This is a genomic window from Nonomuraea sp. NPDC049695 (genome assembly GCF_040674955.1).
Classification (GTDB): Bacteria; Actinomycetota; Actinomycetes; order Streptosporangiales; family Streptosporangiaceae; genus Nonomuraea; species Nonomuraea helvata.
Genome location: NZ_JBFANV010000129.1, coordinates 1 through 24,561, shown reverse-complemented (window position 1 = coordinate 24,561; position 24,561 = coordinate 1). Strand labels below are relative to the sequence as shown.

The following is a 24,561-nucleotide window of genomic DNA, read 5'->3' as shown; positions in this document are numbered from 1 at the left end:
CGACACGCTCGGCAACTTCTGGGTGGACCTGGTCCGCGGCACCCTCCGCATCCTGCTGCCCATCGCCTTGGTGGCCGCCCTGCTGCTGGTGGCGGCCCTGGCCGGCCAGCCCGAGCGCGACGTCGGTGGCGTCGGCCAGGCGGGCGGCCACGGCGGAGGCGGCGACATGGGGCGCGTGGGAGACGACCGCGACCGCGCGGTCGTGGTCGGCCGCGCTCACCTCGACGGCGTTGGCCCCGCACAGCTCGATCAGCCGCAGCACGGCCGCCCTCGCCTCGGCGCCGGACGCCTCGGTGGGGCACAGCGCCCACGGCCGGCCCAGGAACAGATCAGCCCTGGCCGCACCCGGGCCCGACTTCTCGCGCCCCGCGAGGGGGTGGGAGGCCACGTAGGTGGCCAGGTCGCAGCCGAGCTGCGCGGCCCGGTCGAGGGGCTCGACCTTCACGCTGGCGACGTCGGTGTAGAACCTGGCCGCGCCGATCCGCTGGAGCTCCAGCAGCTCGGTCGCCACGTGGGCGGGAGGCACGGCGATGACCGCCAGATCCACCTGCTCGGAAGGCTCCTCGCCGGCCTGCCACTCCTCACCGGCACCGAGCTCTCGCGCCAGCCGTACGGCGCCCTGGTCACGGTCGGCGAGCAGCACGCGTACGCCGCGCTTGCGCAGCGCCAGGGCCGCGGAAGTGCCGATGAGACCGGTGCCGACGACGAGCACGGTACGAAGTTCCATGTCGGTGTCCTGATTTATCCGGCTATTGGAGTTTTGAGTCTCTCGTGGTGCGCTTTTCAGCTGCTTACTGCGCGATATCCTGCCGCAACGCCACCGCGCCACGCAGGTAAACGTGCTGGATCTCCGACCGCGGGCGGTCGGTCTCGACGTGGGCCATGAGGCGCACCACGCGGGGCAGCGCCCCCGGCACGGCGATCTCGGTGCAGCAGATCAGCGGCACCTCGTGAAAACCCAGCTTACGCGCCGCGAGCGCCGGGAACTCGGCCGTCAGGTCGGGCGTGGCCGTGAACAGCACACTGATCACGTCGTCCGTGGTCAGCTGGTTACGCTCCATGATCGCAGCGACCAGCTCGGTCGTGCCCACGATGATCGAGTCGCGGTCGTCGGCGTCCACCTGGATCGCCCCACGGATCGCGCGCACCATGTGGTTCGTCCCCTTCCATAGCGGGAGAGCCCGTGCGGAGGTGCGCACGGGCTCCTGCGTCCAGCCAGATTACAGCTTCACGGCAGCGTAAAGTTCGCCGACCTCATTCAAGGTCAACGCCCTGACGGTGCCCGGCTTGGTACGGCCCAGCTTCACCGGGCCGAACTCGATCCTGGCCAGGTCGATCACCCGGTGTCCCGCCTCCTCCAGCATGCGTCGTACGACGTGCTTGCGGCCCTCATGCAGGACGACCTCGACCAGCGCCTGCTGGCCGTGCTCCTGAACGATCGAGAAGTCGTCGGCCCTGGCGATGCCGTCCTCCAGCTCGATGCCCTGCTTGAGCCGGCGCCCCAGGTCCCGCGGGATCGGGCCCGGCACCTTGGCCCAGTACTTCTTCTGCACTCCGTAGCTGGGGTGCGTCAGCCTGTTGGCCAGCTCGCCGTCGTTGGTGAGCAGCAGCAGGCCCTCGGTCTCGGTGTCCAGCCTGCCCACGTGGAACAGCCGCGGCGCCAGCTCCTCGACGTAGTCGGCCAGGCACGGACGGCCCTGCGGGTCGTTCATGGTCGAGACGACGCCGATGGGCTTGTTCATGGCGTAGTAGACGAGGTCGGGGGCCGTGGGGATGCGCTTGCCGTCCACGTGGATGACCTGCGTCGCCGGGTCGACCTTGGCGCCGAAGCGCCGCACGACCTGGCCGTTCACGGTGACCCTGCCCTCGCCGATCATCTCCTCGCACGCCCTGCGGCTGGCCACGCCCGCCTGGGCGAGCACCTTCTGCAGCCGCACCCCGTTGGGGACCTCGGTGGTGTCGCGCTCGTCGGTGTAGTCGTCGTCGTAGAAGGCGCGGTCACGGAGGGGCTGGCGCGCGGCCTTCACCCGGTCGTGCTGGGGGCTGCCGCTTCCGACGGGCCGGCGGTCACGCTGGGGGCCGCCGCTCCCGGTGGTCCGGCGGTCACGCTGGGGGCCGCCGCCTCCGGTGGTCCGGCGGTCACGCTGGGGGCCGCCGCCTCCGATGGTCTGTACGTCGTCGCGCCGGGTCGTACGCGGGGCCCGCTCGGGGCGGGCATCGGCGTCGCGCTTGCCGTACCTGGAGCGCGTGGAAGCCGGGGCGGCGTCTTCCCTGCGCCCGCTCCGGTCGGCCCGGAACCCGCCACGATCCTCACCGCGCCCGGCGCCATAGCCACTGCGCTCCTGGCTGCGTCCGGCACCATAGCCGCCGCGTTCCTGGCTGCGTCCGGCACCATAGCCGCCGCGTTCCTCGCTGCGTCCGGCACCGTAGCCGCCGCCACGCTCGTCACGTCGGCCGGCACTGTAGCCACCGCGCTCCTCACGGCGACCGGCGCCGTAGCCACCACCGCCGCGCTCCTCACGACGGCCGGCGCCGTAGCCACCGCCACGCTCGTCGTCACGGCGCTCGGTGCGGTATCCGGGACGGCCTTCGCGACCACCGGGCCGGCTTTCGCGACCACCGGAACGGGTCTCGCGACCGCCGGGACGGGTCTCACGGTCACCGGGACGGGTCTCGCGGTCGCCGTAACGGCTGCCACGGTCGTCGCGACGCGGCTCGCGGTCGTCGCGGCGGTAACGGTCGTCGCGCTCGCCGCGCGAGGGGCCCTGCTCACGCGCGCCAGACCCGTACCGGGCACGCGATCCACTGCGGTCGGCGCGAAGGGAGTCACGCGATCCGCCGCGGGAGTCGTCACGCCGGCCCCCACCGCGGGAGTCGCCACGTGCGTCGTTGGAACGGAAACCCGAACCGGAGTCGGAACGGAAGGCGGGACGCCCGCCACGGCCCTGGTCGGAGCCGCCGGTACGTCCACGACCGCGTCCATCACCGGACGGGGTGCTTCGCCTGTTGATCACTTTGTTGTCTCCTCGAGGTTCTCCACGTCGTCGGGGAGGAAGGGCGCGAGCTCGGGGAGCTCGCTGAGGTCCCGAAGTCCCAGACGTTCAAGAAAGTATGAGCTTGTCCGGTAGAGCACTGCCTGGCTCTCCGGGTCGGTGCCGGCCTCTTCGACCAGCCCTCTTGCGACGAGCGTCCGCATGACGCCGTCGCTGTTGACGCCGCGTACCGCGGCTACGCGAGCCCGGCTCACCGGTTGCCGGTAAGCCACGACCGCGAGTGTTTCCAGCGCGGCTTGAGTCAGCCGCGTCTGCTGGCCGTCGCGTACGAACCGCTCGACCAAAGGCGCGCAGTCGGCCCGCGTGTAGAACCGCCAACCGCCCGCGACTTCTCGCAAGTCAAAACCCCGGCCGGCCGCGGTGTATTCCGCCGCCAGCCTTCGCAGCGCCGCAGCGACCTCATGGGTGGGCCGCTCCAGCACCTGAGCCAGTGTCACCTCGGCGACGGGCTCGTCAACGATCAGCAGGATAGCCTCCAACGCCGCCTCCAGCGTCGGGCCGCCGCCTTCCTGCCCGGAGCCTTCCTCGCCGCCTTCCCGTCCCGGGTCCGGCTCGCTGCCTCCCTGCGCCGTCCCCTCTCCGGTCTCCGGGTCGACCACGTCCTCAGAAGCGCGCGTCGCGGCGGACTCCACCGCACCACGGCCCGACGACCCGGCGCCCCAAGGATCCACGCCTGGGACAGCGCCCACGTGAGCCGCCGCGTCGCCTGCGCCCGCTTGACCCGCTACCTCGGCGGCACCCGCCTGAGCCGCCACGTCATCGGCGTCCAGAGCATCGGCCACTTGCGCGACGTCCGCTGCGCCATCGTCGGCAGTGGGCGTCGCGGCGTCGGCAAGGGCGGCGGTCGGAGGGGCGGGCGTCTCGTCGAAGGACGGCAGGACGTCGTCCGACGGCACCTGGTCCGACGGCACATCGTCCTCAGGCATCTCCTCTGAGAGGTTGTCCTCAGGGGTCTCCTCGGAGAACTCGTCCTCAGGCGTCTCCCCGGAAGGCGACGGGGGCGGGACGTCGTCCTCCGGCATCTCACCGTCCTCCACAGCCGGGGCGGACGGTTGGACGAGGGAGCCCGGGAGGGTCATCCAGGCGGGCAGTGGCGGTTCGGAGTCCGGGGAGCGGCGGGGGGTGGGCAGTGGGTTGTCAGTCATTGCGTGCTTTCTCCGCGGATTCCTCGTAATCGTCACCCACCGCGACGTCGCCGTCGTCAGCGCCCGTCCAGGTGATGTGCAGGTCCCCCAGCGGCTCGACCTGCTCGAACGTCACCGCCGACTCCCGGAACAGCTCCAGCGCCGCCAGGAACCGGGCGATGACCTCGAAGGTGCCGTCGCAGTCGGCCACCAGCGCGCGGAAGGTGGCGCGCCGGAGCCGGCGCAGGTGCATGACCAGGATGGCCGCCTGCTCCTTGACGCTCGCGAGGGGCTGGTAGATGTGCCCGACGTTGACGGTGGGCGGCAGCTTGGGGGTGAAGGCCTTGGCGGCGATCTTGGCGAGCTGCTCCGGCCCGATGCCCAGGATGAGCTCGGGCAGCAGGTTGGCGAACTGCGCCTCCATCGGAGCCGTACGGGGGAAGCGCAGCGCCTCCTCCGCCATCCGCCCCGCGAAGAGCTTCGCCACCTCCTTGTACGCCTTGTACTGCAGCAACCGTGCGAACAGCAGGTCCCTGGCCTCCAGCAGCGCCAGGTCCTCCTCGTCCTCCACCTCGCCGGAAGGCAGCAGCCTGGCCGCCTTCAGGTCCAGCAGGGTTGCCGCGACCAGCAGGAAGTGGCTGGTCTGGTCGAGGTCCCACTCGGGCCCGCGCGAGCGGATGTAGGCGATGAACTCGTCCGTGACCTTGGAGAGCGAAACCTCGGTGATGTCCAGCTTGTGCTTGGCGATGAGCCCGAGCAGCAGATCGAAGGGGCCCTCGAAGACGTCCAGGTGGACCTGGAACCCTTGAGGAGTCTGCTCGGAGTCGGTCACCTGGCCATTGTGGCAGGCGCCGGCCAGCGCGACAGCACTTCGCGGGCCAGCTCACGGTAGGCGTTCGCGCCCAGCGAGGACGGGTCGAAGGTGGTGATGGGCTCGCCGGCGACCGTCGCGTCGGGGAAGCGGACCGTACGGTTGATCACCGTGTGGAACACCTTGTCGCCGAACGCCTCGACCACGCGGGCCAGCACCTCGCGCCCGTGCAGGGTGCGGGCGTCGTACATGGTGGCCAGCAGCCCCTCGATCTCGAGGTCCTCGTTGAGCCGCTCCTGGACCTTGGAGATCGTGTCCATGAGCAGCGCCACGCCGCGCAGCGCGAAGAACTCGCACTCCAGGGGCACCATCACGCCATGGGCGCAGGTCAGCGCGTTGATCGTGAGCAGGCCCAGCGAGGGCTGGCAGTCGATGAGACACACGTCGTAGTGCGGCAGCAGCGGCTTGATCACCCGGCCGAGCACCTGCTCGCGCGCGACCTCGGTGACGAGCTGGACTTCGGCGGCCGACAGGTCGATGTTGCTCGGCAGCAGGTCGAGCCCCTCGACGCCGGTCTCGAGGAGCACGTCCTCGGCGGTGACGCCCCGCTCCATCAGCAGGTTGTAGACGGTCAGGTCGAGCTGGAGCGGGTTGATGCCCAGGCCGACCGAGAGCGCGCCCTGCGGGTCGAAGTCGACCAGCAGCACCTTGAGGCCGCATTCGACGAGCGCGGCCCCCAGGTTGATGGTCGTCGTGGTCTTGCCGACGCCACCCTTCTGGTTGACCATCGCGACCACGCGCGCCGGGCCGTGCACCGAGGGCGGCACCGGCTCGGGGAACACGGGTCGGGGCCGCTGCGTGGGCCCCAGGTTGACGCCGTTGGAAGGCGCGTTGGTCTTCGTGTCGCCCCAGGGGTTGTCGGGGGTCCCCGGGGTCGAACCCTTGGTCGTCACAGTCACCAGCTCGAACCTCCCTGACGATCCCGAACCGGACCGTCCGGACGGACACTATGGCGTCGGCACTTTATGCGGCAAGGCGGCACGCCGACGGTGCCGCACGTCGGAAACGACTATAGATCACTGCCGGGCACGCGGATGCGCGGCGGCATAGACCTCGCGGAGCTTGTCGACCGTGACCAGCGTGTAGACCTGCGTGGTCGTCACGGAGGCGTGGCCGAGCAGCTCCTGGACCACCCTAACGTCAGCGCCGCCGTCCAAAAGGTGGGTTGCGAAGGAATGGCGGAGAACGTGGGGACTTATCCGGGCGAGTCCGGCGCGTTCGGCGGCGGCCTGGAGCACCTCCCACGCTCCCTGCCTGGTCAGACGGCCTCCCCTGGCGTTCAGGAACACGGCGGGGGTGCCGCGCCCGTGCGCCAGCAGCCCAGGACGGGCCCGTACGAGGTACGCGTCGAGCGCCGAGCGGGCGTAGCGGCCCAAGGGCACGACGCGGGTGCGGCCGCCCTTGCCGCGCAGGCGTACCTGATCGTCCTCGAGGTCGTCCACGGCCAGCCCGACGGCCTCGGAGATGCGGGCGCCGGTGCCGTACAAAACCTCGAGCAGCGCGCGGTTGCGCAGCGTGAGAGGCGCGCCGTCGGGGCCGGAGGCGGCGATGAGCCGCTCGACCTCGTCCACGGCGATGGCTTTGGGGAGCCTGCGGAGCTGGCGCGGCGGGCTTACCTCGTGGGCGGGGTCATGGGCCGTGACGCCTTCGCGCAGAGCGAAACGGTGCAGCCCGCGCACGGCGGAGACGGCGCGGGCGGCCGAGCTGGCGACGAGCGCGGGGTGCTCGCCGTCGCCCTCGCGCAAGGAGGCGAGGAAGGCCAGTACGTCGGCCTCCCCCACCTCGTCGAGCTCCGCCCGGCCGCGCGCGTGCAGATGGGCGACGTATCGCCGCAGGTCACGGCGGTAGGACGCGAGCGTGTTGGCAGCGAGGCCCCGCTCCACCGCCAGATGGGCGAGGTAGCTGGAGAGCACCGCCTCCACGAGCTGGTCCTTCCGTCACGCCTCAGGAGCGTCGGCGGGGCGCAACAGGGCGAACCCCTCAACCGAAGCCGCGTACGCGGCGAGGATACCGGCCACGGCCGGGGAATTGTGGATCATTCCCATGAGCGCCTTCTCGACCGCGTCCGCCAGCGGCACCCATTCGACCGGCATGTCGATCTCCTCGTGCCGGTGGACGAAGTCGGTCTCGACCTTGGTCAGATCACGGGCGAGGAACACCCTGATCCGTTCGTCGCTCATGCCGGGCGAGGTGCGCAGGTCGACCAGCGTGTACCAGGTGTCGGCGCGGTAGCCCGCCTCCTCCTCGAGCTCGCGGGCGGCGCCGGCGACCAGCGACTCGCCCTCGACGTCGCGGATGCCGGCGGGCAGCTCCCACATCAGCATGCGGGTGGGGTGGCGGTACTGCCTGATCAGCAGCACCCGGTCCCGGTCGTCGAGCGCGAGCACGGCGACCGCGCCGGGATGCACCACGTAGTCGCGGTCGGCGACCTCGTCGCGGGGCATCTTCACCGTGTCCGTGACCACCTTGATGACGTGGCCCTGGAACCGCTCCTTGGAGTCGACGACGTCCCAGCTCTCGGGCGTGTCTTCCGTCTTCACTGGCCGACCTTCGCGCCGACCCTGGCGTCCGCGTACTCCAGGGATGCGGTGATGAGGCCCTTGAACATCGGGTTGGCCCGCGTGGGGCGCGAGCGGAACTCGGGGTGCGCCTGCGTGCCGATGAAGAACGGGTGGATGTCGGTGGGCAGCTCGGTGTACTCGACCAGCCGGCCGTCGGGTGACAGGCCGGAGAAGACCAGGCCGACCTTCTCGAGCTGCTCGCGGTAGGCGTTGTTGACCTCGTAACGGTGGCGGTGGCGCTCGTCGGCCTTGGCCTTGCCGCCGTACAGCTGCCTGGCCAGGGTGCCCTCGCCGAGCTTGGCGGTGTAGCTGCCCAGCCGCATGGTGCCGCCCATGTCGCGCTCGCCGGCGACGACGTCCTCCTGGTCGGCCATGGTGGAGATGACCGGGTGCTTGGTGTCGGGGTCGAACTCGGCGGAGTTGGCGTCCTCGATGCCGGCCATGTTGCGGGCGGCCTCGATGACCATGCCCTGCATGCCGAGGCAGATGCCGAGCAGCGGGATCTTGCCCTCGCGGGCGTGGCGGATCGCGCCGATCTTGCCCTCGATGCCGCGTACGCCGAACCCGCCGGGGATCAGCACGCCGTCCACGCCGTCGAGCTCGCGCTCGGCGCCCTCGGGGGTCTCGCAGTCGTCGCTCTTGACCCACCGGATGTTGACGCGCGCGTCGTTGGCGAACCCGCCCGCCCGCAGGGCCTCGGTGACCGAGAGGTACGCGTCCGGCAGGTCGATGTACTTGCCGACCAGGGCGATCGTGACCTCCTTCGCCGGCCGGTGCACCCGGCGCAGGAGCTGCTCCCACTCCTTCCAGTCGACGTCTCTGAACGGCAGGCCGAGCCGGCGCACCACGTACGCGTCGAGCCCCTCGGAGTGGAGCACCTTGGGGATGTCGTAGATCGAGGCCGCGTCCACGGCGGAGACGACGGCGTCCTCGTCCACGTCGCACATCAGGCTGATCTTGCGCTTGATCGCCGTCTGCACGGGCCGGTCGGAGCGCAGGACGATCGCGTCCGGCTGGATGCCGATGCTGCGCAGCGCGGCGACGCTGTGCTGTGTCGGCTTGGTCTTGAGCTCGCCCGAGGGGCCGATGTACGGCAGCAGCGACACGTGCAGGAAGAACACGTTGTCGCGGCCGACCTCGTGCCTGATCTGCCGCACGGCCTCGAGGAACGGCAGCGACTCGATGTCGCCGACCGTGCCCCCGACCTCGGTGATGACCACGTCCACCTCGGGGCCGGCCATGCCCCTGATGCGGTCCTTGATCTCGTTCGTGATGTGCGGGATGACCTGGACGGTGTCGCCCAGGTATTCGCCCCGCCGCTCCTTGGCGATGACGTTGGAGTAGATCTGCCCGGTGGTCACGTTGGCCGAGCCGTGCAGGTGGGTGTCGAGGAACCGCTCGTAGTGGCCGACGTCGAGGTCGGTCTCCGCACCGTCGTCGGTGACGAACACCTCGCCGTGCTGGAAGGGGTTCATGGTCCCGGGGTCGACATTCAGGTACGGGTCGAGCTTCTGCATGGTGACCCTGAGACCGCGTGCCTTGAGCAGGCGACCGAGGCTGGAGGCCGTGAGCCCCTTGCCGAGACTGGAGGCGACACCGCCGGTGACGAACAGATGCTTGGTTTGCGATGCGCTGCGCAAAGGGGCTCCCGTGGCTCGAGGTGTGGTCGAACTGTCCACGGGCTCTCAGGATATCAAACAACGCCCCCGACATGCTCGAACGGGTTGACCTAGCGGTAACTTTGGTCCCTATGTCATTAGTACGGCGGGCAGTGGGCACGCTGATTCACCGTGCCTACGGGGCGATCCGCCGCGCCGGCGCCATCTCCCCGGTGAGCCCAGCGGGCTACCGGTTCCGCCGGCTGGGCGACGGAGTCAGCATCGCGTTCCCCCCGGGCGCGATCTTCGGCGAGCAGTGGATCGAGATCGGCGACCACACGCTCATCGGCGAACGCGTGTCGCTCTCGTGCGGCATGATGCCGGGGGCGGACCTCGGGCCCGACTCCATCCTCCGCGTCGGGCGCGGCTGCTCGATCGGCCGCGGCTCGCACATCGTGGCCCACCAGTCGGTCGACATCGGAGACGACGTCTTCACCGGCCCGTACGTGTACATCACCGACCAGAACCACGTCTACGACGACCCTGACGTCCCGATCGGGCGCCAGTGGCCCCGCAACAGCCCGGTCTCGATCGGCTCCGGCTCGTGGCTGGGGGCCGGGGCGATCATCCTCCCGGGCACGACGCTGGGCCGCCAGTGCGTGGTGGCGGCCGGGGCAGTGGTCCGCGGCACGTTCCCGGACCACAGCGTGGTCGCCGGCGTCCCGGCCAGGCTGGTACGCGGCTACACGCCGGAACTCGGGTGGCACGCCCCGCCCATCCCCCTCCCCCTGGACCGCCGCGCCACCGCCTCCTGACCCCGACACCCCCCACGCACTGCGGAGCACCTCAGCCGCACGCAACACTTGCCCTGCCGGCCGGCGCCGGGTCGGCGAGACGTGGCAGGGCAGCCGGGTGAAGGGATGGACCGAACAAGCTTCTGCCGGATAGCGTCGAACCATGCGGACCGCCATCTGTGAGCGCCTGGGCATCGAGTTCCCGTTGTTCGCCTTCAGCCACTGCCGCGACGTGGTGGCCGCCGTCACCAACGCGGGCGGGTTCGGCGTGCTGGGCGCCATCGCGTACTCGCCCGAACAGCTCGACACCGAGCTGACCTGGATCGACGGGCAGGTGAACGGCCGGCCGTACGGCGTGGACGTGCTCGTGCCCGGCAAGCTGGACGCCTCCGCGCTCGACCGGCAGGCGCACCTCATGGACTTCGTCCCCGACCGCCACCGCGACTTCGTCACCCACCTGCTGTCCAAGTACGGCGTGAGTGCCCCCGTGCAGCCGCTGACGGCGGTGGCGGACGAGCTCGGCAGGCGGGTGACGGCGACCGGGGCGACGGGGCTGATCGACGTGGCGCTCAAGCACCCGATCGGGCTCATCGCCAGCGCCCTGGGTCCGCCCCCGCCCGAGATGGTCGCCAAGGCCAGGGAGGCGGGCGTGCCGGTGGCGGCGCTGGTCGGCACGGTCGAGCACGCCCGCAGGCAGGTGGCCGCGGGCGCGGACCTCATCGTGGCGCAGGGCACCGAGGCGGGCGGGCACACCGGCGAGGTCTCCACGATGGTGCTGGTGCCGCAGGTCGTGGACGCGGTGGCCCCGACCCCCGTGCTGGCGGCGGGCGGCATCGCGTCAGGCAGGCAGATGGCGGCGGCCATGGCGCTCGGCGCGCAGGGCGTGTGGTGCGGCTCGGTCTGGCTGACCACGGAGGAGGCCGAGACGAGCCCGGCGGTCAAGCGCAAGTTCCTGGCCGCCTCGTCGCTGGACACGGTCCGGTCCAGGTCCCGTACGGGCAAGCCGGCCCGCCAGCTCAAGTCCGCCTGGACGGAGGAGTGGGACTCCGGCCAGGAGAGCCCGGGACCGCTGGGGATGCCGCTGCAGCTGCTGGTGGCCGAGGGCGCGATGGCCCGCATCGGGGCGGCGGCCGAGAAGGGCGAGCCGGGGGCACTCGAGCTGGTCAACTACTTCGTGGGCCAGGTGGTGGGCCAGCTCGACCAGATCAGACCGGCCCGCGAGGTGGTCTACGACATGATCAGCGAGTTCGGGGAGGCGGTGGAGCGGCTTCGGCGCCTGTCCGGCTCCGACTAGCCGCGAAGACGTACAGGTAGGGGTGGTGCGGCCGGACCTCACCACCCGCCGCGGCCCTGGCCAGCGCGAGCGCGCCGTCCGCCGAGGAGCCACGCGGCGGCGCGAACCGGGCCCCGGGCAGCAGGGCCCGTACGGTGCTCTGGAACGGCTCCATCAGCAGGTCCGCGGCGTCGAAGAGGCGCCCGCCCCAGGAGAAGACCGGGTCGAGCCCGGTCGCGGCGGCCACGGCGGTCTGGCCGAGCTGCCGCCCGGCCTCGGCCCAGATGTCCCGTGCGACCGGGTCACCCGCACGGGCCGCGTCGGCCACGGACGGCGCGAACGACGCCAGGTGGTGCGCCGGCGAGGCCGACTCGTACACGAGCGCCACCAGGTCGAGGGGGTGGCCGAAGCGGGCGGTCAGGCGTTCGAGCAGGGGCGCTGAGCCGCCGGCCCGGCCGTCGTGGGCGCGCAGGGCGGCCTGGAGGCCGTGCATCCCGACCCAGGCGCCGCCGCCGTGGTCGCCGAGGAGGTGACCCCATCCGTCGGACTGGTTCCAGACGCCGTCCAGATCGGTGCCGAGGGTGATGACACCGGTTCCAGCGGCGACGACCACCCCCGGCTGGAACCCGAGCGCGCCCACGTGCGTGGTCACCATGTCCCCCGCCACCACGAGCGCCCCGAGCCCGAACCGCTCCCCCAGCGCGCGCCAGAGCGTCTCGGGATCCCTGACCAGCCCCGGCAGCCCGGTCACCCCGACGGCCATCCCCGCGAACCGCGCGGGAACCGCCGGAGCCGAGGCCCGGATCGCGTCCTCGACGACCGCCGCGATCCGGGCGGCGAGCCGGTCGAGGTCCACCCGGCCCCTGTCCCGGGGCACCGGGGCCGTGTCCTCCCCGTACGCGCTCTCCCCTCCGCTCTCGATCTGGACCCTGATCCCCCCGCCGCCGACGTCCACGCCCGCGAAGCCGCCGCTCATCCGGCCTGCCCGCCGAGCGCGGCGACGGCGGCGCGGACGCCCGGATACGCGGCGAGCGCCGCCCGCGCCTGGTCGGGCGGGCAGCCGGTGAGGAGGCGCACGAGCGCCTCGGGGATCCGGCCGCCGCACTCCTCCAACGCGGCGCGGCAGGCCTCCTTAGGGAGGCCGGTCGCCTCCGCGAGCACGCTCACCGCCCGCTCGCGGAGCTTGGCGTTGGTGGCGACCAGCCCGACCATGAGGTTCGAGTACGTCCGCCCGGCCTTGATCATGAGAGCCGTCGAGAACGCGTTCAGCAGCACCTTGGTCGCCGTGCCGGCCTTGAGCCGCGTGGACCCGGTGAGCGCCTCGGGCCCGGTGTCCGCGACGACGTGGATGTCGGCCTGCGCGCGCAGGGGCGCCAGCGGGTTGCAGGTGATCAGCACGGTGAGCGCGCCGGCGGCGCGGGCGGCGCGCAGCGCGCCGGCCACGTACGGGGTGGACCCGGACGCCGTGATGCCGACCGCCACGTCGCGCTCGCCGAGGACCTGGGCGTCGGCGGCCCCGAGCTCCTCGGCGTCCTCCTGGTCGACGGACGAGTCCGTGAGCGCGGCGGCCCCGCCCGCGAAGTGCGCGGTGAAGAGCCCGCGCTCCACCCCGAACGTCGGCGTGATCTCCGTTGCGTCCAGCACCGCCAGCCGCCCCGACGCGCCGGCGCCGAAGTAGTGCACGCCTCCGCCCCCGCTCAGCCGGAGGTGCGCCTCGTCCACGGCACGGGCGAGCGGACCGGTCGCGGCGCGGGCCGCCTCGACCGCCCTGGCGTCCTCGTCCAGCAGCAGTCGGAGGACGTCTGCTGACTCCAGCGTGTCGATGCCGGCGGTGCGCGGGTTGCGGCGTTCGGTCGGTGGTGCCACCTGGGTCATCGTGCTCCTCATCGTTCGAATGCGGTCGCGTGGGCGGTGAGCAGCCGTCGTGACTCCGCGGCCAGATCGCCGAGGTCGCGCGGCGCCGGCGCCGGCGCCGGGCCCTCGCGCAGGAACGCCTCGGCGCGTTCACGGAGCCGTTCCTGCAGCTCCGCTTCGGAGGCTTCGGAGGCGGCGGAGGCGGCGGGCGTGGCGAGCGCGCGGTCGAGGCCGCTCGCCCACAACGCCCAGCGGTCGCGGTAGTAGCCGCCGACGAGCCCGCTCCAGTGCCGGCCGGCGTAGTCGTCGAGCAGGGGGCTGTCCGAGGTGCCCCACACCGTGATGATGCGGCGGGCGTTGTCGGCCAGGACGTCGCGGTCCGCGGCGTCGGCGGCCCACGACAGCGCCTTGGACTCCCAGTGCCGGAAGGTGTACTCGGGGCGGCAGGCCAGCATCCGGTCCAGGTCATCGAAGACCCGCAGGAACCGGTCGAGACCGGGCGCGCTCGCCGCTCCCAGCCGTACCGACTCCTCCACGGCGTCGAGGTGGTAGCGGTCGGCGACCCTGGCCATGAAGGCCACGCCCACCTCGACGAGATCGTGCCCCAGCGGACCGTCCTGCAGGGCGGGATCGTGCTCGGCCACCTCGATCAGCCGCTCCCACGCCCGCGCCAGCACGGCCGGGTCGTACCAGAGGACGCGGGCGGCCTCGTCGCGGAGCTCGGCCACGCCGCCGGGGATCCGCGCGTACGAGGGGTTGGCGGTGAGCACGCCCTGGAACTGGTCGGGGGCGATCCGCACGCCCCGGGCGGCGTAGACGGTGTCCAGGAGCCCGCGCCAGGCCGCCCGCAGCTCGTCCGTCCACCGGTCCCCGGTGCCGTAACGCCGGGTCACGAAGGAGTCGAGCCAGGCGTCCAGGTCGGGGACCTCGTTCCAGATCTGGTCGGCGACGAGCTCGAAGAAGACGGGGTTGTTGCGGGTGGCCTCCATGGACAGGCCGAGGCCTGCGGGCGGGCTCGCCGCCGCCAGGGCCGCGTCGATCCCGGCCGGGACCCCGCGCAGGTCGGCGCCCGGGTCGGTGCGTCCGCCGAAGTTGAGCAGCGCGCACCACAGCCAGGGCTTCCCGGAGAACTCCCTGAAGCGGCCCCACAGCGGATCGTGCTCCGCCCACAGGTCCGCCATGATCATCCGGTCGTCCGGGATCGCGTCGAGGAAGGCGTTGACGCGCTCCTCGGTCCAGAAGTCCCGCTGGTAGGAGAACGGCCAGGCCTGCATGAGCCAGACCGCGTCCGGGTCGGCGGCCCGCAGGCCGGCCAGCGTCGCCGCCGCCACGGCCCCGGGGAAGGCCGGGTCGGCGTCGATGGGGATCATCTCGATGAACGGGTCGGCGGCGTAGACGTGGTCGGTGCCGAAGAGCTTGATCTGCGCGCGGGCGATCTCGGCGCCGATCCGCTCGTACAGCGGGTCTGCCGGGTCCAGGACCCAGGTCTCGAACCCCTGCCAGTGCCGGCGGCCGGCCCGCGCCGTCGAGGCGATCTCGTACGGGACGTGCCCGGTGAAGGCCGGGAGCACAGGGGTCATGCCGAAGGCGCGCTCGCGGTCGAGGACGCGCGCCCCGAGCTCGCGGTGGCTCTCGATCCACGAGGAGGGCAGCGGACCGGCGAAGCCGTCGAGGCAGCCCATGAACTGGAACGGCAGGTAGCCCGGCCCGCCCAGGAAGCTCCGGATCCGCTGGTCGTCGAGGCCGAGGAGGGAGTAGGCGGCGTGCAGCGCGGCCTCGTGGCCGGTGACCGCGAGCGGCATCGTGATGCCGTGCAGGGCCATCCAGTCGATCTCGCGCTCCCAGTCGGCCCAGTCCCAGTACGGCATCGTGTAGCTGAAGGTGCAGAAGTTGAAGTAGTAGCCCTCGCGCACCCGCGCCGAGCCTTCGCGGAGCGGGGCGTCGGGCAGCGACGTCAGCCCCAGCGGCAGGACCGTGTCCCAGCCCACGGAGGCGCCGCAGCGGTCACGGAGATAGTGGTGGAGCGCGACCGAGGCGCTCACCCCGTCGGTCGCGGCGATGGTGAGCACGCCGCGCGCCGCCTCGTAGGCGTACTCGCGCCCGCCGCCGTCGCGGGCGGCGAACCGTACCGACTCGGCCACGGGCCCCAGCACGCGGTGGGCCAGGCCGCGGACAGTGTCCGCCCAGAGTGGGCCGTCACCGGACGACATCGCAGGTCACACCCCTCGACTAATTAGTTCCGTACGGTCCATAATTAATATGCTAGCGTACCGGCAACCGATGACAGGGAGAGGGCATGGAGCAGGTCGTGGCCGCCGGCACACAGTTCATGCGAGAGGTCAACGCCGCCGCCGTCCTGCGGAAGCTGCGGGCCGAGTCCAGCATGAGCGTGTCCGCGCTGGCCAAGGCCGTGGGGCTCTCCCGCCAGGCGGTCACCCGCTCGCTCAACGCGCTGGCCGCCGAGGGGCTCGTCGAGTTCGGCGCGCTCGACCGCGACTCCACCCGCGCGGGCCGGCCGGCGCAACTGGTGCGGTTCCGGGCGGAGGCGGGCCACGTGCTGGGCCTGTCGATCAGTCCGCAGGACGTGCGCGTGGCGGTGGCGGACCTGGCCGGGACGGTCACGGTGACCGATGTGGAGCAGCTCGGCGCCGGTCGCGGCGGTGAGCAGGTGGTGGAGACGCTCCTGTCCACGGTGGACCGGGCGTTGCGCAAGGCCGGCATCACGACCGGCGACCTCTGGTTCGCCTCGGTGGGCACCCCCGGCATCGTCGATCCCGCGTGCGGGGTCATCAAGCTCATCCCGAGCATGCCCGGCCTGACCGGCGACCTCCTCGCGCGCCGGCTGAAGGAGGCGCTGCGCTGCCCGGTCTACCTGGACAACGACGTCAAGCTGGCCACGCAGGGCGAGCGGTGGCGGGACGCCGAACAGCGCGAGGACTCCCTGGTGATGATTCACTGGGGTGAGCGGGTCGGCGCCGGGATCGTGCTCAACGGCGAGCTCTACCGCGGCGCCTCCAACGACGCCGGCGACGTCGGCTTCCTCGACCTGTTCACCGAGGAGCCCGCCGGGGCCCGCCATCCGCGGGGCCTCGGCCCGTTCGAGGACCGGGTCGGCGGCACGGAGATCGTGCGCCTGGCCGCGGCGGCGGCCGGACGCGCCGGCGACGGCGCGCTCCTGGCCCGGATCGAGGCCGCGGGAGAGCAGGCGCTCGAGGCCGTGCTGGACGCCGTCGTCGAGGGCAGCCCGGCGGCGCTGGAGGCCATCGACGTGGTGGCCCGCCGCTTCGCCAAGGGCATCGCCGTGATCAGGGCGATCCTCGACCCGCGGCTCATGGTCATCGGCGGACCCCTGGCCAGATGCGGCGAGCCGCTGCTGACGGCGCTCCGGCGGCATCTGTCCGGCCAGCCGTTGGATCAGCCGGCCCTGGAGGTCTCCGCGCTCCAGGAGGACGCCGTCGTCCACGGGGCGCTGCTCCACTCGCTGGACGAGATCGAGCGAACCAGGTTCGGCCTGGTGCGAAGCGGTCGCCTTGAGGGCCGTTGAAGACACGACGCCACCCCCCGATTGAGAAAGGTCATACGCATGACGAGACCAGCCCGGCGCGCGGCGGTCGCGGCGCTCAGCGTCACGACGGCGTTCGCTCTGACGGCCTGCGCCGGCACCAGCGGCTCCGGCGGAAGTACGGCGACCAAGGTCGACGTGTCGACCACCATTCCGAACGACCCGGTGACGCTCACCCTGGCCTACACGAACGACCCGCCCACCAAGGCGCTCATCGACGGCTTCACCAAGAAGCATCCGAACGTCACCATCAAGCCCCAGATGACGCCGTTCAACGACTACATCAAGTCCATCAAACTGGCGATGTCGGGGGACGCGGCACCCGACATCGCCCAGTACAACCCGGGCGCCATGAACTCCCTGGTCCCGGCCGGCCTCATCCTCGACCTGAGCCCGTGGTCCAAGGCGTACGGCTGGACGACCAAGTTCCCGCCGGCCAGCCTCGAGGTCCTCAGCTCCGACAAGTCGGCCAAGCAGTTCGGGACCGGCAACCTGTACGCCGTCCCCGGCGGGCTCTCCGTGCTCGGCGTCTTCTACAACAAGAAGATCGTGAAAGAGGCGCCGAAGACGCTGGCCGACTTCGAGGCCGCGATGCAGAAGGCCAAGGACGCCGGCCAGACGCCGCTGAGCAACGGCGCGCTCCAGGTCGGCGGTTTCCACCTCTGGAACGCGCTGCTCAACGTCACCGGCGACGTCAACGACTACCGGTCGTGGGTGTACGGCAAGCCGGGCGCGACGATCGAGAACCCGGCCGCGCTGAAGGCCACGCAGACGCTGACCGACTGGGCGAAGAAGGGCTACATCTCCAGCGGGGCGAGCGCCACGGCGGACCCCGACGCGCTGGCGAGCTTCGCCAAGGGCAAGAGCGCGTTCCTGATCACCGGCAACTGGGGCGCCTCCGCGCTGGAGACGGAGATGAAGGACGACGTGGGCTTCTTCCTCATGCCCACACCGTCGGGCGAGCCGGCGAAGGTCGCCTCGGGGGCGAGCGTGGCGTACGCCATCTCGTCGAAGTCCAAGAACCCGAACGTCGCCGCGGCCTTCCTCGACTACCTGGGCTCGCCGGAGGCGGCGAAGATCGAGTTCGACGGCGGGTTCATGCCGGTCGACACCAAGGCCGAACTGGGCGCCACGGGGCTGCGCGGCGACATCGCGAGTGTTTTCGCGCCGGTGGCGCAGGCCAACGGGATCGTGCCGTTCCCCGACTTCGCCTCGCCCGGCATGATCGACAAGCTGACTCCGGGCATCCAGGGTCTCATCAGCGGCAAGATGGCCCCCGACGCCTTCCTGAAGTCCCTTCAGGAGTCGTGGGACGGACATCATGGCTCGTGAGCTGAGCCCGGCCGTCTCCCCGCCGCGGGCCGCTCAGGCCCGCGGCGAGGGGCGGGTGACCGACGGGCCCGCCCGCCCGCCGCGTCGGCTGGGGCGACGGGCGCGCGGCTGGCTGTACGTGCTGCCCGCGGTCGCGGTCTACCTGGGCTTCGCCATCTGGCCGGCGCTGAACACGCTCCGCCTGTCCCTCCTGACCTGGGACGGGATCCTGCCGGCGGAGTGGGCGGGCCTGTCCAACTACGTCAAGATTTTCCGTGATTCGCAGCTGTACGAGGCCATCCTGCACAGCCTCGCGCTGATCGTCTTCTTCTCGATCATCCCCATCGGCGTCGGGCTGCTCATGACGGCGCTCCTGATGGGCAAGGTGCGGCGGGGGATGACGTTCTTCCGGATCGTCTTCTTCCTCCCCCAGGTGCTGCCGCTCGTCGCCGTCGGCATCACCTGGCGGTGGCTCTACAGCGAGTCCGGCGTGGTCAACCAGTTCCTCGACCTGGTGGGGCTCGGGTCGATCACCCGTGCCTGGCTGGGCGACTACGGCCTGGCGCTGGTCGCGCTCGGCCTGATCGGGACGTGGGTGATGAGCGGGCTGTGCATGATGCTCTTCCTGGCCGGCGCGCAGAAGATCGATCCGTCCCTGTACGAGGCCGCCAGGCTCGACGGAGCGGGGGCGTTCCGGCAGTTCCGGCACGTCACCGTGCCCGGGGTGCGCAGGGAGATCACGGTCGCCGGCGTCATCACCACCATCTCGGCGCTGGCCAGCTTCGACCTCGTCTTCGTCACCACGAACGGCGGCCCGGCGGGGCAGACCAACGTGCCCGGCCTGCTCGTCTACCGGCTGGCCTTCAACGAGGGCGACATCGGCGGCGCCAGCGCGCTGGCCGTCGTGCTGACCGTGATCGTGGTCGCCGTCGTCAGCGCCGTCCGATACTTCACCAGGGATGATGAGAGTTGAGCATGCGCGGCGGTGTCAGTGTCCGTTACGGAGTCCTCGTCCTGCTGGCGGTCATGGTGCTGGTGCCCTTCGCCGGCATCGTCCTGGCGGCCCTGCATCCCTCGGGCGCGCAGCTCGACGGGTTGAGCATCCCGGACCGGTGGTCGTGGGAGACCTTCGCGCTCGCGTGGGAGCGGGGGAACTTCACGAACCTCATGCGTTCGAGCGTGCTGATCGCGGTCTTCGTGGTACCGCTCGCGGTGGCGATGGCCACGCTCGCCGGCTACGGGCTGGCGATACTCAAGGTGTGGGGGCACCGGACGCTGTCGTTCGGGTTCGTGATGGGGCTGACGCTGCCGATCGAGGTCATCGTGGTGGCGCTCTACTTCAACCTGCGCGAGGTCGGCCTCACCAACTCCTACGTCGGCGTCATCCTGGCCGAGGCGGCGCTGTTCATGCCGTTCGGGGTGTACTGGATGCAGACGCACTTCTCTAACGTGCCCGACGAACTCGTCGAGGCGGCGCGCATCGACGGCGCCAGGGACCTCGTGGTCCTGGCGCGGGTGCTGCTGCCCATCTCGTGGCCCGCGGTGACCACGCTGTCGGTGCTGTACTTCATGTGGTCGTGGAACCAGTTCATGCTGGTCCTGGTGATGATGCAGGACCCGGACCGGCGTACGGCGCCGAGCGGCCTGGGGCTCTTCGTCGGCCAGTACACGACGGACATCCCGTTGCTGGCGGCGGCCTGCCTGATCGTCATCGCCCCGATCGTCGTCGTGTACCTCGTGTTCCAGCGCAGCTTCGTCAGCGGCATCACGCAGGGCGCCATCAAGGGCTGACGCCCCCGAGCCCGGCGCGGGGCAGACTAGGGACATGTTCGCCGCATTGACCGGCCTGGGGCTGTCCACGGCCGCCGGGCTGAACGCCTACATCCCGCTCCTGGTCGTGGGCGTCCTGGCCAATTTCACGGACGCCGTGAAGCTCCCCGACGGCTACTCCTGGCTGTCCAACTGGGGCGTGCTCGCCGTGATCGCCGTCCTGCTGGTGGCCGAGTTCGTCCTGGACAAGGTGCCCGCAGTGGACAGCGTCAACGACACCATCCAGACCGTGGTCCGCCCGGCGTCGGGCGGCGTGGTCTTCTCGGCCACGAGCGCCGCGGCCGAGCTGGACCACTCCACCTGGATGACCGAGCACCCATGGGCCGGCTGGCTGCTGGGCATCGTGATGGCGCTGGCCGTACACGCGATCAAGGCCACCGCCCGTCCGATGATCAACGTCGGCACGGCGGGCGTGGGCGCCCCGGTGGTGAGCACGATAGAGGACGCGGGCTCGTTCGGCATGAGCGTGGTCGCCGTCTTCGCCCCCGTGCTGGTGATCGTCGCGCTGCTCGCGCTCGCCGTGCTGGCGTGGTGGTCGATCAGACGGGTACGCCGCTTCCGCGCCCGCAGGAAGGCGGCACGCGGTCAGCTCTGAGCGCCCAGCCACTCCTCCACCAGGTCCACGAACTCGCCGGGGCGCTCCTCGTGCAGCCGGTGACTGGCGCCCTCCCAGCACACGACCTTGGACGCGGGGTCCTTGAGCAGCCCCGACTCCCAGCTCGCCTGTTCCTGGTCCGACCAGACCGACAGCACGGGGCAGCGCCTGCGCGCGAGGTAGTCGTCGCTGGCCGGGCGTACGCCGATGGCGTCGGGAGCCGTGAACATGGCCTCGAACGCCTGCGCCAGCACGTGCGGCGGCATGCCGTACAGCCTGCGCTTGTGCCAGCGCCTGATGACCGGGGGCGTGCCGGCGTTCGTGCACCACTTGTCGATCCGCTCGGCCGCGGCGTGGGGGTGCTCGCCGCGCAGGCCCGCGATCATCTTCGGGAAGCGGGAGGCGACCCGGTCCGTCATGCCGTAGCCGGGGTCGACCGCGACGAGGCCGCGCACGAGCTCGGGGTGCTCGACGGCGAGGATGGACACGACCTGGGCGCCCATCGAGTGCCCGACGGCGACCACCTGGGGGATGCCGAGGATTCCCAGGAGAACGCTCAGGTCCTCGGCCATCATGCGCGGGGTGTTGCCGTCATCCGGGACGGACGAGTAGCCGTGCCCGCGCAGGTCGACGGCGACCACCCGGTGAGCGGCGGCCAGCGCGTCGATGTGCCAGGACCACTGGTGGGAGTCGGCGCCCCACCCGTGGACGAGCAGCAACGGCGGCCCTTCCCCGTCATCGGTGTAGAAGAGCCGGATATTTCCACCCACGTCCGCGTACGGCATCTCCCTCGCCCTCCTCCCTGAGCACTGAAACACAGCCCGACCACTCCAATCAAGTGCTTGCTTGGTACGACGCCGCGCCGTATCCGCCCCGGCGCACTATCCTCAAATCATCAACACCGACAGGGGGTGACGGAGATCAGCGAGTTGGTTGTCGTCGTAGTCGTGATCCTGGCGTTCCTCCTGCTGCTGGGAGGCGCGGGCATCTATCTCCTGGTCAAGCTCGGCAGGAAGGCGGCGGTCAAGGCCAAGCAGGCCACGACGCGGCTCACCACGCAGGTCAACGCCATGGGCACGGGCGACGCCGCCGAGGTCGAGCGCCTCCGGCTCGACCTGCGCCGCGAAGTGTCCCTCACCCGCCAGGCCGTCGAGCACGCCCAGCGCCAGGGCTGGGGCCTCGGCGACCTGCCCCGCCTCATGGCCGACCTGTCGGCGCAGGCGGACGTCCACGACGGCCAGCTCGGCATGTACGCCCAGCAGCGCCGCATGTCGCCGTACGTCGACCACGCCACGCTCGGCCGGCTCAGGGAGCACCAGGCCAAGCTGACGGCCATGTGCGCCCGCATCCGCGCCGACCTCCTGGGCGACCAGGTCCGGCACACGGCCACGGGTATCGCCGATCTCAGCTCACGCACCGATCTGGAGATCGAGGCCCGCCGGCACGCCCCTGACCCGCTGGACCAGATCGACGAGCTCTACCGCCGCTCGATCGAGGAACGCAAAGATCTCCCCTGACGGCTACTCACCGTGTCACTATTGATCCGCTGCGTGAGCCGGTCGAGGGAGACACGAGGATGACCACGGCACTTCCCGAGTGGTTCTACCCGGGGCCTCCCGAGGGCTGGACCGCCGACATGCTCGACAACCTGCCTCCCGACGCACCCAGGCACGTGGAGCTGATCGACGGGGCACTCGTCATACGGTCGCCGCAGACGTGCTTCCACATGGTCACCGTGCGGCTGTTCGAGCAGCGTCTCCGTCCCCCGAAGCACTTGACGGTCCTTCGGGGAATGACGGTGACGCTGGGCGCGCGCCAGCGTCCGGAGGCGGATGTCCTCGTGGTGGACAGCTCGGCGTTCACGCTCGCCACCACCTCCCTCACCCCCGAAGACGTCCATCTTGTGGTGGAAGTGGCCTCAGAGGACTCGCTGGAGAGGGATCGCACCACAAAGCCGCTCAAATACGCCGCCGCGGGCATCAAGCACTTCTGGCGCATCGAACAGGAAGCCGACCAGCCCGTGGCCTACACGTTCGAGCTCGAGCCCGCGGTCAGGGCCTATGTGCCCACCGGGATCCATCGCGAGCGCCTGCGCACCGACATCGGATTCGACGTCGACATCGACCTCCGTCTGGAGTGGCCGCCACGCTAGGCGCCGCCCCACTCCCCGTAGATGAGCGCGGCGAGCTCCGCCTCCGTGGCGCCGCTGTTGGCCAGGGCCTTGGTGGCCTGGGCCTGGGCTCGGGTGGGGAGGCGGCCCTCGAGAAGGATGGGCAGCGACAGCCGCCGCAGCAACACCTCGGACTCCGAGATCCCTTTCCCGTACGGCCTACGCGTCACGGCCACGTTCACCCGCAGGGCGTGCTCGTTGCCCGGCGGGACGGCGGGGCGGTCGATCTCGATGGCGGAGTAGCGAAAGCCGTTCGCCAGCTCGCAGGGGGCGCATCCGGCCGGGCCCCGGCTGAGCCGGCCGCCGCATTCGGGGCAGGTCAGCCGGTCGTAGGCGGCGTCCACCACGCGCCACGGGTGCTTGTCGGGCTCGTCGGCGACCATCTCGGCGATGACGCGCTCGTCGGGCGGCCGGGACGTGCCGAACTCACGCTCCAGGAACTCCCGCCAGCCCTCCTCGACGATCTCGTCCACCAGTCCCGCGCACCGCGCGCATCCGTGGGCGCCGGCGGGCTCCCAGTGGTCGCATTCCGGGCAACGTCGCATGTCCCGCACCGTACAAGCCAGGCCGGGGCCGCCGCACCGCATTTACGCCCCGGCCATAAATGAGTTGCGGGCCCTCGCACCGGCCCGGCATACTCGGCGCGTTGATCGCTGAGCCTTGGCGCGAAGGGAGGATGAGACCGTGACGACGACTGTTCGCGTGCCGTTTTCCGCGTCCCCCATCCCTCCCACCGGGCATCCGCCACTGATCTGATCGGCGCACCGGTGGGCTCACACCTGGAGCAATCCCACCGTGCCGAAGCACTCGCAACACCGCACCCGTGGCAAGAACGCCCTCGACGCCGACGACATCGAGTGGCTGGAGAGCACCCCCGAGACCGACGACGGGCCGCCCGAGGGTGATCGCTGGTCCACCTGGGACCAGAGCACACCGACGGAGAAGGGGCCCAGGCCGTACCCCGACTGGCTGGTCACCGAGCTGGCCGCCGTCGATACCGAGTACGGCATTCTCAAGACCGGCAAGGAAGCCGACGTACACCTGATCTCCCGGGGTGTGCCCGGCACGGACCGGGTCTGCCTGCTGGCCGCCAAGCGCTACCGCGGCTCCGACCACCGCCTCTTCCACCGCGACTCCGGCTACCTGGAGGGCCGCAGGACCCGCGAGAGCCGCATGAACCGGGCCATGGCCAACCGCACGGCGTTCGGCAAGCAGGTGATCGCCGCCCAGTGGGCGGTGGCCGAGTTCTCGGCACTGTGCCGGCTGTGGGAGCTGGGGGTTCCCGTGCCGTACCCGGTGCAGATCGTCGAGACCGAGATCCTGCAGGAGTTCATCGGGACGCACGACGGGTACGCGGCGCCGCGGCTGGCCCAGGTGTCCGAGGGCCTGGACGATCTATGGGAGCAGCTCGTGGCGGCCATGGTCACGCTGGCCAGGGAGGGGCTGGCCCATGGCGACCTGTCGCCGTACAACCTGCTGGTCCATGACGGGAGACTCGTGATCATCGACCTGCCGCAGATCGTGGACGTGATCGCGCACCCGACCGGCCCGTCCTTCCTTGACCGGGACGCGAACAACGTCGCCACCTGGTTCGCCGCCAAGGGCGTCACGGCCGCTGACCCGGGCTCCCTCGCCGCCCTCCTCCGCAAGGAGGCCGGGCTGGCTTCGTGACCGGCAGCGGAATGCGGCGAGCAGTCATCCGTCCTCCGCCCGGCGCCGAAGAGATGGTGGAAACCGCCGATCGACAGGGGACTCACATGCGTGCTGCCATCAGGTTCGTCGTCATGCTCGCCGTGGCACTGGCCGCCGTCGCGGCCATCCAGGCCGCGGCCTCCGCCGCCACAGCCGTCGAGTACGCGCTCCTCTAGACCCAACGCCGTTCAGTTAAGAGTTAGGGCTGTTCGTCAAAGCCGGTGAACAAAGCAGCGGAGCCGCTGTAGAAGAGGTGTGTCACTCCAAGACATC

At 71.1% G+C, this 24,561-nt stretch carries 23 protein-coding genes and 1 pseudogene; 10 read left to right on the top strand and 14 right to left on the bottom strand.

From position 1 onward, the window contains the following. Window positions 1-94: 94 nt before the first annotated feature. From AB0J64_RS52350 to AB0J64_RS52310, 9 genes and pseudogenes are all read right to left on the bottom strand, one after another. Window positions 95-727: pseudogene (locus AB0J64_RS52350) on the bottom strand (prephenate dehydrogenase); the annotation flags it as partial. A 64-nt stretch (window positions 728-791) separates the two neighbouring features. Then, window positions 792-1,151 (bottom strand): chorismate mutase, encoded by a 360-nt coding sequence (aroH, locus tag AB0J64_RS52345; RefSeq protein ID WP_344985025.1) that lies wholly within the window; start codon window positions 1,149-1,151, stop codon window positions 792-794. 69 nt (window positions 1,152-1,220) lie between these two features. Next, complete coding sequence (locus tag AB0J64_RS52340; RefSeq protein WP_364045232.1) at window positions 1,221-3,014, bottom strand: pseudouridine synthase; 1,794 nt, start codon at window positions 3,012-3,014, stop codon at window positions 1,221-1,223. Next, window positions 3,011-3,544 carry an SMC-Scp complex subunit ScpB gene (gene scpB / locus AB0J64_RS52335; RefSeq protein WP_364045234.1) on the bottom strand — a complete coding sequence of 178 codons (534 nt, stop codon included), beginning with the start codon at window positions 3,542-3,544 and terminating at the stop codon, window positions 3,011-3,013. The genes AB0J64_RS52340 and scpB overlap by 4 nt, the downstream gene beginning before the upstream one ends. 646 nt (window positions 3,545-4,190) lie before the next feature. Next, on the bottom strand, window positions 4,191-5,009 hold the full coding sequence (locus AB0J64_RS52330) for a segregation/condensation protein A (protein WP_364045230.1): 819 nt from the start codon (window positions 5,007-5,009) through the stop codon (window positions 4,191-4,193). After that, a complete protein-coding gene (locus tag AB0J64_RS52325) occupies window positions 5,006-5,947 on the bottom strand; it encodes a ParA family protein (RefSeq protein ID WP_364045229.1) in 942 nt (313 codons plus the stop codon). The genes AB0J64_RS52330 and AB0J64_RS52325 overlap by 4 nt, the downstream gene beginning before the upstream one ends. 117 nt (window positions 5,948-6,064) lie before the next feature. Further along, on the bottom strand, window positions 6,065-6,970 hold the full coding sequence (locus AB0J64_RS52320; RefSeq protein ID WP_364045227.1) for a site-specific tyrosine recombinase XerD: 906 nt from the start codon (window positions 6,968-6,970) through the stop codon (window positions 6,065-6,067). 15 nt (window positions 6,971-6,985) lie between these two features. After that, window positions 6,986-7,588, bottom strand: coding sequence for an NUDIX hydrolase (locus AB0J64_RS52315; protein WP_364045226.1), 603 nt, complete (start codon window positions 7,586-7,588; stop codon window positions 6,986-6,988). After that, window positions 7,585-9,249, bottom strand: a complete 1,665-nt coding sequence (locus tag AB0J64_RS52310) for a CTP synthase (RefSeq protein ID WP_364045224.1) — start codon at window positions 9,247-9,249, stop codon at window positions 7,585-7,587. Before AB0J64_RS52310 ends, AB0J64_RS52315 begins: the two co-directional genes overlap by 4 nt. A gap of 110 nt (window positions 9,250-9,359) precedes the next feature. On the opposite strand from AB0J64_RS52310, the gene AB0J64_RS52305 reads away from it, so the two are divergent. Together AB0J64_RS52305 and AB0J64_RS52300 are read left to right on the top strand one after the other, a co-directional pair. Further along, window positions 9,360-10,022, top strand: a complete 663-nt coding sequence (locus tag AB0J64_RS52305; protein WP_364045222.1) for an acyltransferase — start codon at window positions 9,360-9,362, stop codon at window positions 10,020-10,022. Window positions 10,023-10,164: 142 nt separating this feature from the next. Then, window positions 10,165-11,295, top strand: a complete 1,131-nt coding sequence (locus tag AB0J64_RS52300; protein WP_364045221.1) for a nitronate monooxygenase family protein — start codon at window positions 10,165-10,167, stop codon at window positions 11,293-11,295. Here AB0J64_RS52300 and AB0J64_RS52295 read toward each other — a convergent pair. Genes AB0J64_RS52295 through AB0J64_RS52285 form a run of 3 tightly spaced genes read right to left on the bottom strand, consistent with a single transcriptional unit; the run spans window position 11,240 to window position 15,338 of the window. Beyond that, window positions 11,240-12,250 carry a BadF/BadG/BcrA/BcrD ATPase family protein gene (locus AB0J64_RS52295; protein ID WP_364045219.1) on the bottom strand — a complete coding sequence of 337 codons (1,011 nt, stop codon included), beginning with the start codon at window positions 12,248-12,250 and terminating at the stop codon, window positions 11,240-11,242. The genes AB0J64_RS52300 and AB0J64_RS52295 overlap by 56 nt on opposite strands. Then, on the bottom strand, window positions 12,247-13,149 hold the full coding sequence (locus tag AB0J64_RS52290; protein WP_364045218.1) for an N-acetylmuramic acid 6-phosphate etherase: 903 nt from the start codon (window positions 13,147-13,149) through the stop codon (window positions 12,247-12,249). Before AB0J64_RS52290 ends, AB0J64_RS52295 begins: the two co-directional genes overlap by 4 nt. A gap of 8 nt (window positions 13,150-13,157) precedes the next feature. Beyond that, complete coding sequence (locus AB0J64_RS52285) at window positions 13,158-15,338, bottom strand: alpha-N-acetylglucosaminidase TIM-barrel domain-containing protein (protein WP_364045217.1); 2,181 nt, start codon at window positions 15,336-15,338, stop codon at window positions 13,158-13,160. Between the two features lie 86 nt (window positions 15,339-15,424). On the opposite strand from AB0J64_RS52285, the gene AB0J64_RS52280 reads away from it, so the two are divergent. Genes AB0J64_RS52280 through AB0J64_RS52260 form a run of 5 tightly spaced genes read left to right on the top strand, consistent with a single transcriptional unit; the run spans window position 15,425 to window position 20,426 of the window. Further along, entirely contained in the window at window positions 15,425-16,672 is a 1,248-nt protein-coding gene (locus AB0J64_RS52280) for an ROK family transcriptional regulator (protein WP_364045216.1), read from the top strand. 39 nt (window positions 16,673-16,711) lie between these two features. After that, window positions 16,712-18,022 carry an extracellular solute-binding protein gene (locus tag AB0J64_RS52275; RefSeq protein WP_364045214.1) on the top strand — a complete coding sequence of 437 codons (1,311 nt, stop codon included), beginning with the start codon at window positions 16,712-16,714 and terminating at the stop codon, window positions 18,020-18,022. Beyond that, window positions 18,012-18,974 (top strand): sugar ABC transporter permease, encoded by a 963-nt coding sequence (locus AB0J64_RS52270; protein ID WP_364045213.1) that lies wholly within the window; start codon window positions 18,012-18,014, stop codon window positions 18,972-18,974. The genes AB0J64_RS52275 and AB0J64_RS52270 overlap by 11 nt, the downstream gene beginning before the upstream one ends. A 2-nt stretch (window positions 18,975-18,976) precedes the next feature. Beyond that, a complete protein-coding gene (locus AB0J64_RS52265) occupies window positions 18,977-19,792 on the top strand; it encodes a carbohydrate ABC transporter permease (protein WP_364045211.1) in 816 nt (271 codons plus the stop codon). A 34-nt stretch (window positions 19,793-19,826) separates the two neighbouring features. Continuing rightward, window positions 19,827-20,426: a DUF4126 domain-containing protein gene (locus AB0J64_RS52260; RefSeq protein WP_364045210.1), complete on the top strand. Its 600-nt coding sequence runs from the start codon at window positions 19,827-19,829 to the stop codon at window positions 20,424-20,426. On the opposite strand, the gene AB0J64_RS52255 is transcribed toward AB0J64_RS52260, so the two are convergent. Beyond that, complete coding sequence (locus tag AB0J64_RS52255; protein ID WP_364045208.1) at window positions 20,417-21,211, bottom strand: alpha/beta hydrolase; 795 nt, start codon at window positions 21,209-21,211, stop codon at window positions 20,417-20,419. The genes AB0J64_RS52260 and AB0J64_RS52255 overlap by 10 nt on opposite strands. 126 nt (window positions 21,212-21,337) lie before the next feature. Here AB0J64_RS52255 and AB0J64_RS52250 point away from each other — a divergent pair, with 126 nt between their 5' ends. Next, the gene (locus AB0J64_RS52250) at window positions 21,338-21,943 is read left to right on the top strand and encodes a hypothetical protein (RefSeq protein ID WP_364045206.1); all 606 of its coding nucleotides are present in this window, start codon (window positions 21,338-21,340) and stop codon (window positions 21,941-21,943) included. 59 nt (window positions 21,944-22,002) lie between these two features. Further along, a complete protein-coding gene (locus AB0J64_RS52245) occupies window positions 22,003-22,578 on the top strand; it encodes a Uma2 family endonuclease (RefSeq protein WP_364045204.1) in 576 nt (191 codons plus the stop codon). Here the strand turns inward: AB0J64_RS52245 and AB0J64_RS52240 are convergent. Continuing rightward, window positions 22,575-23,141 carry a hypothetical protein gene (locus tag AB0J64_RS52240; RefSeq protein ID WP_364045202.1) on the bottom strand — a complete coding sequence of 189 codons (567 nt, stop codon included), beginning with the start codon at window positions 23,139-23,141 and terminating at the stop codon, window positions 22,575-22,577. The genes AB0J64_RS52245 and AB0J64_RS52240 overlap by 4 nt on opposite strands. A 250-nt stretch (window positions 23,142-23,391) precedes the next feature. Between AB0J64_RS52240 and AB0J64_RS52235 the strand changes: the two genes are divergently transcribed. Next, the gene (locus AB0J64_RS52235) at window positions 23,392-24,267 is read left to right on the top strand and encodes an RIO1 family regulatory kinase/ATPase (RefSeq protein WP_364045200.1); all 876 of its coding nucleotides are present in this window, start codon (window positions 23,392-23,394) and stop codon (window positions 24,265-24,267) included. Window positions 24,268-24,561 lie beyond the last annotated feature (294 nt).

Excerpts from the sequence above, each read along its gene's own strand:
- AB0J64_RS52290 (WP_364045218.1), bottom strand. The coding sequence starts at position 13,149 with ATGACCCAGGTGGCACCACCGACCGAACGCCGCAACCCGCGCACCGCC.
- AB0J64_RS52270 (WP_364045213.1), top strand. The coding sequence starts at position 18,012 with ATGGCTCGTGAGCTGAGCCCGGCCGTCTCCCCGCCGCGGGCCGCTCAG.
- AB0J64_RS52255 (WP_364045208.1), bottom strand. The coding sequence starts at position 21,211 with ATGCCGTACGCGGACGTGGGTGGAAATATCCGGCTCTTCTACACCGAT.
- AB0J64_RS52280 (WP_364045216.1), top strand. The coding sequence starts at position 15,425 with ATGGAGCAGGTCGTGGCCGCCGGCACACAGTTCATGCGAGAGGTCAAC.
- AB0J64_RS52295 (WP_364045219.1), bottom strand. The coding sequence starts at position 12,250 with ATGAGCGGCGGCTTCGCGGGCGTGGACGTCGGCGGCGGGGGGATCAGG.
- AB0J64_RS52285 (WP_364045217.1), bottom strand. The coding sequence starts at position 15,338 with ATGTCGTCCGGTGACGGCCCACTCTGGGCGGACACTGTCCGCGGCCTG.
- AB0J64_RS52275 (WP_364045214.1), top strand. The coding sequence starts at position 16,712 with ATGACGAGACCAGCCCGGCGCGCGGCGGTCGCGGCGCTCAGCGTCACG.
- AB0J64_RS52300 (WP_364045221.1), top strand. The coding sequence starts at position 10,165 with ATGCGGACCGCCATCTGTGAGCGCCTGGGCATCGAGTTCCCGTTGTTC.
- AB0J64_RS52240 (WP_364045202.1), bottom strand. The coding sequence starts at position 23,141 with ATGCGACGTTGCCCGGAATGCGACCACTGGGAGCCCGCCGGCGCCCAC.
- AB0J64_RS52265 (WP_364045211.1), top strand. The coding sequence starts at position 18,977 with ATGCGCGGCGGTGTCAGTGTCCGTTACGGAGTCCTCGTCCTGCTGGCG.
- AB0J64_RS52305 (WP_364045222.1), top strand. The coding sequence starts at position 9,360 with ATGTCATTAGTACGGCGGGCAGTGGGCACGCTGATTCACCGTGCCTAC.
- aroH (WP_344985025.1), bottom strand. The coding sequence starts at position 1,151 with ATGGTGCGCGCGATCCGTGGGGCGATCCAGGTGGACGCCGACGACCGC.
- AB0J64_RS52260 (WP_364045210.1), top strand. The coding sequence starts at position 19,827 with ATGTTCGCCGCATTGACCGGCCTGGGGCTGTCCACGGCCGCCGGGCTG.
- AB0J64_RS52245 (WP_364045204.1), top strand. The coding sequence starts at position 22,003 with ATGACCACGGCACTTCCCGAGTGGTTCTACCCGGGGCCTCCCGAGGGC.